Origin of the sequence: Peptostreptococcus sp. MV1, assembly GCF_000758885.1 — a bacterium.
Classification (GTDB): Bacteria; Bacillota; Clostridia; order Peptostreptococcales; family Peptostreptococcaceae; genus Peptostreptococcus.
In genome coordinates, this window is record NZ_JRNB01000068.1 from 1 (window position 1) to 11045 (window position 11045).

11 protein-coding genes and 1 pseudogene are annotated in these 11045 nt (G+C 43.5%); 5 read left to right on the plus strand and 7 right to left on the minus strand.

Annotated features, from left to right (window positions below):
• Positions 1-516: 516 nt before the first annotated feature.
• A complete protein-coding gene (locus HMPREF1639_RS09640) occupies positions 517-654 on the minus strand; it encodes a sigma factor-like helix-turn-helix DNA-binding protein (protein ID WP_334290921.1) in 138 nt (45 codons plus the stop codon).
• Positions 655-675: 21 nt separating this feature from the next.
• Here HMPREF1639_RS09640 and HMPREF1639_RS09480 point away from each other — a divergent pair, with 21 nt between their 5' ends.
• Positions 676-1026 carry a hypothetical protein gene (locus HMPREF1639_RS09480; protein ID WP_242847288.1) on the plus strand — a complete coding sequence of 117 codons (351 nt, stop codon included), beginning with the start codon at positions 676-678 and terminating at the stop codon, positions 1024-1026.
• Between the two features lie 351 nt (positions 1027-1377).
• Positions 1378-1731, plus strand: coding sequence for a helix-turn-helix domain-containing protein (locus tag HMPREF1639_RS05550; protein ID WP_198021066.1), 354 nt, complete (start codon positions 1378-1380; stop codon positions 1729-1731).
• A gap of 55 nt (positions 1732-1786) precedes the next feature.
• On the opposite strand, the gene HMPREF1639_RS05555 is transcribed toward HMPREF1639_RS05550, so the two are convergent.
• The 5 genes from HMPREF1639_RS05555 to HMPREF1639_RS05575 all read right to left on the minus strand — a co-directional run bounded on the left by HMPREF1639_RS05555 (position 1787) and on the right by HMPREF1639_RS05575 (position 5747).
• Positions 1787-2182, minus strand: a complete 396-nt coding sequence (locus HMPREF1639_RS05555; protein ID WP_442956596.1) for a metal-dependent transcriptional regulator — start codon at positions 2180-2182, stop codon at positions 1787-1789.
• Complete coding sequence (locus tag HMPREF1639_RS05560) at positions 2160-3665, minus strand: ABC transporter ATP-binding protein (protein WP_036764259.1); 1506 nt, start codon at positions 3663-3665, stop codon at positions 2160-2162. Before HMPREF1639_RS05560 ends, HMPREF1639_RS05555 begins: the two co-directional genes overlap by 23 nt.
• 12 nt (positions 3666-3677) lie before the next feature.
• Entirely contained in the window at positions 3678-4409 is a 732-nt protein-coding gene (locus HMPREF1639_RS05565) for an energy-coupling factor transporter transmembrane component T (RefSeq protein ID WP_036764260.1), read from the minus strand.
• Positions 4409-4996 (minus strand): MptD family putative ECF transporter S component, encoded by a 588-nt coding sequence (locus HMPREF1639_RS05570; protein WP_036764273.1) that lies wholly within the window; start codon positions 4994-4996, stop codon positions 4409-4411. The genes HMPREF1639_RS05565 and HMPREF1639_RS05570 overlap by 1 nt, the downstream gene beginning before the upstream one ends.
• 133 nt (positions 4997-5129) lie before the next feature.
• Positions 5130-5747, minus strand: a complete 618-nt coding sequence (locus tag HMPREF1639_RS05575) for a TetR/AcrR family transcriptional regulator (protein ID WP_036764262.1) — start codon at positions 5745-5747, stop codon at positions 5130-5132.
• A 124-nt stretch (positions 5748-5871) separates the two neighbouring features.
• On the opposite strand from HMPREF1639_RS05575, the gene HMPREF1639_RS05580 reads away from it, so the two are divergent.
• The 3 genes from HMPREF1639_RS05580 (at position 5872) to HMPREF1639_RS05590 (ending at position 10680) form a co-directional block, all read left to right on the plus strand.
• Positions 5872-7641 (plus strand): ABC transporter ATP-binding protein, encoded by a 1770-nt coding sequence (locus HMPREF1639_RS05580; protein ID WP_036764264.1) that lies wholly within the window; start codon positions 5872-5874, stop codon positions 7639-7641.
• Complete coding sequence (locus HMPREF1639_RS05585) at positions 7634-9358, plus strand: ABC transporter ATP-binding protein (RefSeq protein ID WP_036764266.1); 1725 nt, start codon at positions 7634-7636, stop codon at positions 9356-9358. Before HMPREF1639_RS05580 ends, HMPREF1639_RS05585 begins: the two co-directional genes overlap by 8 nt.
• Positions 9359-9471: 113 nt before the next feature.
• Positions 9472-10680 (plus strand): IS256 family transposase, encoded by a 1209-nt coding sequence (locus HMPREF1639_RS05590; protein WP_442956597.1) that lies wholly within the window; start codon positions 9472-9474, stop codon positions 10678-10680.
• 174 nt (positions 10681-10854) lie between these two features.
• On the opposite strand, the pseudogene HMPREF1639_RS09080 reads toward HMPREF1639_RS05590, so the two are convergent.
• Positions 10855-11045, minus strand: a pseudogene (locus tag HMPREF1639_RS09080) (recombinase family protein); the annotation flags it as partial.

Sequence of the window (11045 nt, forward strand, 5' to 3'; positions counted from 1 at the left end):
TTACGACTTTGAAAGCATTTTTGTTACCATCAACGCTATATATTATAGAACCTATAAAAAAGCAGCCGTACCGATAAAGCTGAGGGTTTGTGCCAACCTGTCAATCGGTGCAGCTGCTGTATTGTAGTTTGGTTTATGCTCGCCACATTTGCCATGCACCCCTGACGATGGGGACATTTCCGGTCTCCGCTGGCGCGGCTGTCATAACTCCGCAGCGTCGTTTTACTCGTGCGCCGCAGGGTTCCTCCCAAGTCTTTAGGAGGCCGTGAGGAAGTATCTTTAAGCCTCCATGCAGTCATCGCACCCGAAATGCTGCTTTCGGGGTTCAGGCTGGCGTTGATCGCTCTGAACAGTTCTGTTCATCACCTCATGGGGCTGTCCATCTTCGCAGCGCGCCTGATTCGCTCGTACATGGGTTATGTACTGGAAATGCCGTCTATTCAGTTGTCAAGCTGCACGAGGGAGATAGACCCCCTCACTTATTTCCCCGTTGGGAAAGCAGTTTAGCAACCGATTTCAGAATAATTCTTCAAAAATTTTTCTCAGCTTCAACAGTAGTGCCTGTTTTCTCTTATTGACCGCCTGATGTGAAATGTGCAGCATATTCCCAACTTCCTGCTCTGTTTTTTCCTGATAGAAAAGCAGAGAAATCAGTTTTCACTCCTCATCGGTTAATTGAGCCAAACAAAAGCGTATCCGTTCCGCTTCCAGAGGTTCCAATGCAAGCTGTTCTACGCTTTTTCCGGGTGTGGCAAACTGCCTGTCCTGTTCCAGCAGGCGCTCATAGGAATCCTCTCTGCTGGGCAGGAAAGTCGCTGTGTCTTTCTGGAACTTCTCCGTTTTCAGATCGTAGGAAAAGTATTCTTCTTTTCACTCGTAGTGCTGATACACGCGGTAAACCTGTTTGCTTACCAGTACAGCCTGTCCATCTATGTAAAAATAATAATTCGCCCTTTCTTCCTGTTTTTTGCTCATAGCCATTACCTCCAAGAGTTTGAAAAGTATGTGGTTTTAAAACTCTCGTAAGGTGGAGAACGGCAGCGTGGGAATATGGCAAAACAAAACGGACACGGGCATGGGAATATTCCATGTCTATGTCCGCCCTATATTGTTGCTTTTTTATTACTACTGTTAGTTCCCATAAAGGCCATGATAAACCAGTAGGTAGCAAACGACTTTTTAAGGATTCTGGCGCAGTTTCACGGCCAGATTTTCTTTGTTAAGAGGACCTGCCACGAGCAGACAGGTCATTGTCTTTTTGCATTATCATCTCCTCCTAAGCAAAAATAGCAACACATAATAGCTATAAAAAAGCAACTATCCAATCATTTCACATAATATTTGTAAACCGTAAAATATTATGTGAGGTGACGGAGAATGGATAAAAAAATACGACTTATGGATTTTTCGTTTGGGACATCCTTGCGGAATGCCAGAGAAAAACGAAACTATAAGAGAGAACAGATTGCGGAGCGTGCAGAAATCAGTCCTCGTTTTTTAGCGGCCATAGAAAGCGGCAGGCGCAAGCCGAGCCTGGATGTCCTGATTCGCCTTGTCAATGCCATTGGCGCTTCTTTTGATGAGATTCTTGCACTGCAGGTGAACGCAGACAGCGAAATCGTTGACCGGATCATGCGGTTGGTTCCACAATGCAGCCAGCGGGATCAGAAGTTGCTGCTTGCCCTGGTTGACAAAATGCTGGATACCAAAGAGAAGAAAGCTGACAAATAATGCGGTCGGGTGTATTGCCCGGCCGCATTGCTCTGTCCGTTACTGTATGGGCCAACTATTTTCCCTTTTGAGAGGAATAGTAATCCCGAAGTTTCTCAAAGGATTCTATACTGATATTGTGTTCCATCCGGCAGGCATCGTATTCCGCTCTCTTGGGATCAACGCCTGCGGCGATGAGCTTGTCGCGGAAGAAACAGTGCCGCTCGTAAATTTTCTCAGCAACTTCGCGACCCATATCGGTCAGATGGAGAAAGTGATCTTCATCCATTGTGAGAAAGCCGCCATCCCGTAAAATCACTACCGCACGGCACACGCTGGGCTTTGACACCTCCATGTGCCGGGACACATCCACGGAGCGTACCATGCCTTTCTTTTTCTGGATTACCAACACAGCCTCCAGATAGTCCTCGCCGGAAGCGTGCAGTTTTTTACCAGGAGGCATTGACTGCATCTGCTTCTTGCTCGTGGGAGAAGAAAGCCCTTAAGAGACCCACAGCCTCCCCGTCCATAGGTCGGTGCCACAGCACCTTGCTCCCCTGAATGAACAACAGGTAGGTGCAGCATTTATAAATAAGTTCCGGGTCATGTGTAATCAGGAACAGGCTCTTTCCCAGTTTTTTCAGGCGGTTTAAGTTGTCTGATACCTCCAGCATATGCCGGTAATCCAATCCGCTGGTAGGCTCGTCAAATATCAGAATCTTTTTGTCCGAGGCTATTGCACTGCCAATCGCCACCCTCTGTTTTTCACCGCCTGACAGGGACATGGGGTGCAGCTTTGCCTTCTCCAACAGGTCAAGGCTTGTCAGTATCTCCTTGGCGCAGGCTGTGTCTGCTTTCTCGTCCTCGCCATCCATACTAAGCAACAATTCGTCCAGCACATCTTCCGTGAATAGCTGATGATTTACATCCTGCATGACCATATAGGAGATATGCCTGCGCTGCTTCGCGTCATAGGAGGCCCCATCCATTTCAAGCACACCTCTCGCTTTTTTATCTAGACCGCACAGACACCGGGCGAAGGTGGATTTTCCTGCGCCGTTGTTTCCGATGATACCTATAATCTCGCCTTGAGGCAAGTTTAGGTCTGGAACATCCACATTGAGGGGGCCGTGCTTTTCATAGGAGAACCGGAACCCTTTGATATGCAATTTCGGAGCGGTCGGTTTGGGGGCAGCCTCCGGTGGAAGGTTGAATGGATCAAGGGCACGTAGCCCCATTACCTGTAAAGTTTCGGGGGACAATGCTTGAAATTGCTGCCTTGTAAATTCCTTGCTGATCTCTCCATGTTTCATGTAGATAATGCGATCAGCTAAAGGAACAAGATAATAAAGCCGATGTTCCGCTACCAAAATAGTTTTTTGCTCGCATTGCCAACGGCGAATGACTTGAATTAAATCTTCAATCGTTGCAATGTCCAAATTTGAGGAAGGTTCATCCAACACGAAAATATCTGGATGGATCGCATCCGCCGAGGCACAGGCAATTTTTTGTTTTTCGCCACCTGATAATGCAAACAGGCTTCGGTTTAACAGCTTTTCCAGTTTCAAGCTCTTTGCAGTATCTTCAAGCCGCTTTGTCATTTCAGGAACCGGTAATCCCATATTCTCGCACCCGAACACAATCTCACTGGTGGTATCCACATTGTAGAATTGTGTTCTTGGGTTTTGGAATACAGACCCCACACGTTGCCCGATTTGATAAAGAGGATAGTCTTTTAACTCTTTCCCATCTAAAAGGACTTGCCCGGTCAGCTTCCCGCCGTAATAATGCGGGATCAGGCCGTTGATTAGCCGGGTCAGCGTCGTCTTGCCGCAACCGGACTCTCCGCAGAGCAGGATGGTTTCGCCATCCTGGATTGTCAGATTGATATGGTTCAGGTTATTTTGGGTTTCTCCACTCTCATAAGTAAAGGAAACATCTTTCAATTCAATCACAGTATCACCTCCTTACCACGGACTGAAAAAGTATGTGGAGAGCAGTGCGGCTCCGGCAATCAGCACCACCAGTAGATCCCAGCCAGTAAAACCGACCTTTGTGATATTGGTGCGCTGGACCGGGTTATCCAGGCCGCGGGTCAGGGCCGCCGCAGAGAGATCATCCCCGATTTTGACCACCGAGATCATCAGGGGAATAAAACGGTATTCAATCAGAGCGGCGGGGTTTTGCCAGAATTTCTTTGTTCCGAACTGAACCTCACGCATTCGCATGGCATCTTTGATGGCTGCCGACTCCTCTTGCATAGTGGGGATGAATCGAAACAGGACGGAGAGTGGAATGGTGATCTGCCGCCCAATGTGCATCCGGCCCAGCGCGGTAATGCACTCGCTGGCCGTAGTGGATTTGATGATGTAGGCCCCCATCACATAGGCCGGAAACAGCCGCAGGACCAGCCCCACCAGCAGGACTACCAGCATATTGACGATCATGGGGAACTGGACTGAGTTCTGGATGGCCTGCACAAACAGCCCCACCACAAACAGGCAGAAGAACACGGTTGCCGTTTTATACTGCCGGTTAGTCAACAGCAGGATAAATGGGATCATCGCTACCGCAATCATAAAGGCGGTGTGGCTGTATAGGAATTCTGCAGTAGCGACAACGGCCATTAGCAAAAGCTTGGTTCGTGGGTCCAAGCAAAAGCCTGTTCTGTTTTCAGCAACTGCTTGAAGCTGCTCCATTACACAATTCCCGCTCTTTCAAAGTGTTTTTTCAGCATTTTATGGCCCAGAAGCGCGCCCAGAATACCGCCCACAAACAGCAGCGCAAAGCCCACATACATCATCCAGGAGGGCATCATGGATTGCAAAGTGTTTGCGTACTGATCACCCATGGAGGTATGAATGTTTTCCCAATATGCTTCACCGGCAAACCAGAGATTGGCGGGGCAGCCCATGAAGCCGAGACAAAAGCAGGCATAGCTCAGAACAGTGACCTTAAATTTCTGATAGCCGCCGATTTTGAGCACGACATCGCTTAGAATACCGCCGAGAAACCAGCCGAGCAGGCCAATCCATCCATAACCAATGAGGTAGAAGAAAATACCACCAATAGTGCCGGTAATGGTAAGCATTCCGAATTTTCTGATTTTCGTGTAATACAGCATCATAGGGATGCCGCAAACGATCGGCCAGATCAGGAACAAGAACGGGTATACTACCGGCAACGCAGTCAGCAGTCCAACAACAAAGAAAACAACCAAGGTCATGGCAGAATAGATGCCGATGTTAATAAGGTCTTTACCTGTGAGTTTATTTGTATTTTCCATTTTCAAAAAGTCCTTTCCATATAATTAGATAAATAAATGAGAAACAAAAATTTCTTTATGCAAAAGCAATGCTACAGACGCACCTCCTATATATAGTTAGACTACGCTAACTTATGGTTAAAAATTTTGGGGATCAAATCCCCAAAACGTTTTGCCACCCGGAACTGAAAAAAGTGGCTAATGTATGAGCGTATTTTATCGCAGCATCTTTTGAATAATTGTGCAAGACAATTTCTGCGATAGATGAATAGTAAGAATGAACGAGCATATGCCACTCGTCATCCTCCAGATCATGTACGGAAACTCCGCGATCTTTCAGCTCTGCTATTAGCTTTTGTGTCTCCCGAACATCGGAACGCACCACATCATCCAGAAAAGAAGTATATTTTGTGCCGGCAGACTGCATCAGCAACAATTTGAATACATCGAAATGTTCGTAAATGTATTCGATAATCTGACGGATCGTATCCTCCGACAGTTTCCAGAGCTGCTTTAATTCATCCGTCCGGGCCAATTCAAAGTGCTTGACAACAGAATCGGAATACATCTCGGATACCGCCTGAACTACTGGCTCTACAAGTGCGCCAAACAAAGCCTCTTTATCCTCAAAGTGATTGTAAAAAGCCCCATTTGTCACATGAGCAGCCTTGCAGATTTCACGGATACTGGCACGTTCAAACCCGTTTTCCAGAAAATGTTCTTTTGCACAGGACAAAAGATTTTCATGGGTCTGTTGAAAATCCCTTGACATTTCTATCCCTCCATCCTATACTTATATTACATTGTAATATTACACCGTAATTTGAATTATAGCACGGTTACACGAAAAATGCAATACCTTTCTTGCATTTTGTGGCCTGAAAGGAGGCTTTCTTATGTCCCAAAAAAAACCGGGTGCAATCCGCCAACTATTTGCTTTTGTAGGTGAGAGTAATGGCAAAATGCGCATCTCTATTCTTCTTGCTGTGTTGGGAGAGATATTTGGTATCGTACCATTCCTAATGGTGGCACTGTTAGCAGATGAACTCTATCACGGTACAGCTACTCCGCAGAGCGTTTTGTTTTTCAGCGGAATTGCTGCCATATGTCAGATTATAAAAATGCTTCTTACATGGCGTTCCTCTCTTATGTCCCACAAAATCTCTTTCACGATTTTGAAAAATATCCGTGAAGCAATCACAGATCGGATGGCAAAAGTCCCAATGGGTGTTATGCTGGAAACGCCCACAGGAACTTTCAAAAACCTGATTGTAGACAATGTTGCAAAGCTGGAAGATTCTATGGCACATTTTATGCCAGAGCTTCCATCAAATATTGCGGCACCGTTGTGCAGCATCCTTCTGATTTTCATCCTGGACTGGCACATGGGGCTTGCATCCCTAATCACAGTTCCACTGGGTATTCTCTTTTTTGCTGCTATGATGCGCGGTTATGGCCCCCGAATGGAGAATTATATAAGCTCTGCGAATGATATGAATAGTTCTTTAGTGGAATACGTCAACGGTATTCAAGTCATTAAAGCCTTTAATCGCTCTGCTTCTTCCTATGGAAAATACTCGGAATCTGTCAACTATTTTCACGATTCCACAATGGAGTGGTGGAGCCAATGCTGGTTCTGGAACGCCGCAGCGAGGGCCGTTCTGCCCTCTACTCTTTTGGGTACATTACCAGTTGGCGCATGGCTCTATATGGAAGGAACGCTTTCACTTCCCGTATTTTTAATATCTTTAGTAGTTCCGCTGGGGTTTGTTGCTCCATTGATGAAAGTGTCTGAAGCGATGGAGCAAGTCAGCATGATAAAAGGTAATTTGGAGCAAGTAACAGCTTTCCTAAAAACCCCGGAACTTGTCCGCCCATCTGAACCTGTATCTTTGGGAGAACGTACTTACCAATTCGAGGACGTACATTTCGGTTATAAAGAAATCGAAGTTCTCCACGGTATTTCTTTTCAAACCAGACCCGGCACTATGACGGCTATTGTTGGGCCTTCCGGTTCTGGTAAATCCACGATTGCGAAACTGATGGCTGGTTTTTGGGATGTGACTTCCGGCTCTGTGCGTTTCGGCGGCCAGGATATTCGTCAAATCCCTTTTGAGCAGTTGATGGGTGAAATCAGTTATGTGGCACAGGACAATTTCCTATTCGACAAATCCATTCGGGAAAATATCCGCATGGGTAATCCGGCAGCAACAGATGAAGAAGTAGAAGCTGCCGCAAAAGCTGCTAACTGTCACGACTTTATTATGCAGTTAGAGCAGGGATATGACACACTGGCCGGTGATGCCGGAGACCGTCTTTCTGGCGGGGAGCGCCAGCGTATTACGATTGCACGGGCCATGCTAAAACCGGCATCCGTAGTCATTTTAGACGAGGCCACTGCCTATGCTGATCCAGAAAATGAGGCACTCATTCAACAGGCAATCAGCAAATTAGTGGCTGGAAAGACATTGATTGTTGTAGCACACCGTTTGAATACGATTCGCAATGCCGACCAAATTCTGGTTGTGTCAAACGGAAATATTGCAGGCCGTGGGACACAAGAAGAACTTCTCCGGGAATGCCCCATCTATCAAAAGATGTGGCAAGAATATGCCGGAACCATAGAAGAAGCAGACATGAAAGGAGGAGTGGAAAACCATGTTTGAAATGATACGCCGAATTTTTAAGATTGCGGGTAGAAGCCGAAAGAAAATCATCGTTGGTATCACATTTAATATTCTCAAATCCTTTTTCAATAGTTTTATGATGTTCGGTGTTTTTTGGATTTTATTGCATTTAGAAAATCTTACACCCACTATTATCCTGCAAGCCTTTGGCGTTGTATTAGGAAGTGTTATCGGACGCTTTTTCTTCCAATGGATGTATGACCGTACCATGAGTGGAACAGGATATGATATTTTCCGTGATTATCGTCTGGAAATAGGAGAAAAATTGAAACAGGCTCCTATGGGCTACTTTTCAGAGCAAAATTTAGGAACTATTCAGACAATACTTACTACGACGATTGCGGATTTAGAGGGTTACTCCATGCTTGCAATCGAGCAGATGACAAGCGGTGTTGCTATGGCAGCTCTCATGTCAATTATGATGTTCTTTTTCAACCCAATTATTGCCATTTTGAGTCTGATCGGGCTATTATTAGGTTTACTTGTTCTTCGTTGGGTCCGCAGTAGAGCCGCGCAATATACTCCCATTTATCAAGAAGCACAGGAAAATCTGGTGAGTAAATCAATGGAATATATCCGAGGGATTTCTGTTCTACGCTCTTTCTCCAAAGGTGAGGAAGGACAACGAGAAGTACGCAGCGCATTTCAAAAAAAGTGGGATGCAGATTATGGGCAGGAAAAAGCCACAGCCGGAGTTCTTCGTTTTTATATTCTGGTATATAAGCTCATGAGCTGTGTGCTGATTGCTGTAGCAGCATTGATTTTCATGGCAGGAGAAATTAGTTTGCCGTATTGTTTGACTTTCCTGTTTTGTGCGTTTACGGTGTACTCTGATTTAGAAACTATGGGAAACAGTGCTTTTTTGAGCAAGAAAATAATCACAGAACTGGAACGTTTGGAAGAAGTCACCAATATACCGCAAATGGATACCAGCACAGATAAATTAGAAACTTCCCACTACGATATAGCACTGGATTATATCTCGTTTGGCTATGGCAAGCGGCAGGTTATCCATGACATCTCTTTGGAAATTCCAGAACATACAACCTGTGCTATTGTAGGGCCATCCGGCAGCGGTAAAACAACTTTGTGTAATTTAATTGCCCGATTTTGGGATGTGCAGGACGGCGCTGTTCGGATTGGAGGAAAAGATGTCAAAAACTATACTGCGGATAGTATTTTGGAATATATCAGCATGGTCTTTCAGAATGTGTATCTTTTTCACGATTCCATTGAAAACAATATCAAATTTGGTAAGCCGGACGCCACACATGAGGAAGTGGAAGCCGCCGCAAAACGCGCTTGCTGTCATGATTTTATTTCCGCATTGCCAGATGGTTACAACACAATCATTGGTGAGGGCGGTTCTACACTTTCTGGGGGCGAAAAGCAACGGATTTCTATTGCTCGCGCCATGCTAAAAGATGCCCCCATTATCATTTTAGATGAAGCCACTTCCAGCGTCGATCCAGAAAATGAGCAAGCACTTCTGTCTGCCATTGTAGAACTAACAAAGAATAAAACATTGATTTCGATTGCCCATCGCTTGAGTACGGTGCAGAACGCAGATCAAATTGTTGTAATAAATCAAGGTAGAGTTGTTCAGCGGGGAACTCATCAATCTTTGATTTCACAAGAAGGAATTTATAGAAATTTCTTAAAGCAAAAACTTGAATCCGCTGGATGGGCACTCTAATTAAGTTAAGTGAGAGTATGCAAAAAACTCTGTAAATTAAAACAAGTCCTTCTATGGTAAAATATAATTATCATAGGAGGACTTTTAAAATGGGAAGAAGAAAAAAAGAACCAATGGATCCAGCAAAGAAAAATATTGTAAGTGAATTAATTAAGACTTATGATATCAAAACTGCAAAAGATATTCAGGAAGCACTAAAAGACTTACTGGGAGAAACTCTGCAAGACATGCTAGAAGCAGAAATGAATGAACATCTTGGCTATGAAAAATATACTCGAGATGATGAATCAAATAACTATAGGAACGGATATAAGACTAAGAAAGTCAGAAGTTCAATGGGAGAACTTGAAATTAACGTCCCTCAGGATAGAGACTCAGAGTTTGAGCCTCAGATAGTAAAAAAGAGACAAAAGGATATATCAGAAATTGAGCAGAAGATAATAAACCTTTATGCATCAGGAATGAGTAATAAAACCATAATAGAGGAAATAGAAGATATATACGGATTTGAGCTATCAGAATCTCTAATATCAGATATTACCGATAAGGTAATACCAAAGATAGAGGAATGGAAAAACAGGCCTTTGGATCCTATATATCCAGTGATATACATCGATGCTGTTCACTTCTCGGTAAAAGATTCCGGTATAGTAAAAAAGAGAGCTGCATATATAGTTTTAGGCATAAATAAAGACGGTGTAAAGGAAGTTCTAGGAATGTATATAGGAGATGCAGAATCATCAAAATACTGGCTTTCAATCCTCAATGAATTAAAAAACAGGGGTCTTAAGGACATAATAATCCTTTGTGCAGATGGTTTATCAGGTATAAAAGAATCGATTAATGCAGCCTTTCCTAATACGGAATACCAAAGATGTATAGTACATCAAGTTAGAAATACATTGAAATATGTATCCTATAAGGACAAGAAGGAATTTGCAAGTGATTTAAAGAGCATATATTTATCTAACAATGAAGAACAGGCTAGACAGAACTTAGATGCTGTGGATGAAAAATGGTCTGAAAAATATCCGAATGCAATGAAATCATGGTACGTAAATTGGGACTGCATAACACCAATATTTAAATTTTCACCTCAAACAAGGAAGGTAATTTATACAACAAATGCGATAGAAAGCTTGAATTCTCAATTTAAGAGATTAAATAGAAGTAGGAGTGTATTTTCAACTAAACTATCGTTAGAAAAGGCATTGTATCTATCGATAGAGAGAATAAGCAGGAAATGGACTCATCCTATTAGAAATTGGGGAGTGATTTTCGGAGAGTTATCAATTATGTACGAAGAACGTATTGGATATTAATATGTAAAAAAACTGAAAACGTCAGTTTTTCTTGACATGCAAAAAAATAGATAATATTATGAAAACAGAGCAGGCTTTTTGAAAGCCAACCCTGCAGTCATTTATTATATAAATTTAAGTTGTCTAAATTGACAAAATTACCATAGAAGGCAAATTTACAGAAAAAATTCTATACTCTCGTTTATTCTTAGGGTTTCTATAATAGCCGTATGGAACGCTTGGCGATACTCTTTTACCCTCTTCCATTCTTGCTCTGAAGATAGATTGTATTTTTCTTGATGTATCTCTTGCATACCATTCGTTCATAATGTTTAGAAATGGGGTAAAGTCGCTTTCTGCTTGTTTCTCACTATCTATTCCGTTAT

Bases quoted from the DNA above. Each gene is read 5' to 3' on its own strand.
- HMPREF1639_RS05550 (WP_198021066.1), top strand. From the start codon at position 1,378: ATGGATAAAAAAATACGACTTATGGATTTTTCGTTTGGGACATCCTTG.
- HMPREF1639_RS05555 (WP_442956596.1), bottom strand. From the start codon at position 2,182: ATGCAGTCAATGCCTCCTGGTAAAAAACTGCACGCTTCCGGCGAGGAC.
- HMPREF1639_RS05565 (WP_036764260.1), bottom strand. From the start codon at position 4,409: ATGGAGCAGCTTCAAGCAGTTGCTGAAAACAGAACAGGCTTTTGCTTG.
- HMPREF1639_RS05570 (WP_036764273.1), bottom strand. From the start codon at position 4,996: ATGGAAAATACAAATAAACTCACAGGTAAAGACCTTATTAACATCGGC.
- HMPREF1639_RS05575 (WP_036764262.1), bottom strand. From the start codon at position 5,747: ATGTCAAGGGATTTTCAACAGACCCATGAAAATCTTTTGTCCTGTGCA.
- HMPREF1639_RS05580 (WP_036764264.1), top strand. From the start codon at position 5,872: ATGTCCCAAAAAAAACCGGGTGCAATCCGCCAACTATTTGCTTTTGTA.
- HMPREF1639_RS05585 (WP_036764266.1), top strand. From the start codon at position 7,634: ATGTTTGAAATGATACGCCGAATTTTTAAGATTGCGGGTAGAAGCCGA.
- HMPREF1639_RS05590 (WP_442956597.1), top strand. From the start codon at position 9,472: ATGGATCCAGCAAAGAAAAATATTGTAAGTGAATTAATTAAGACTTAT.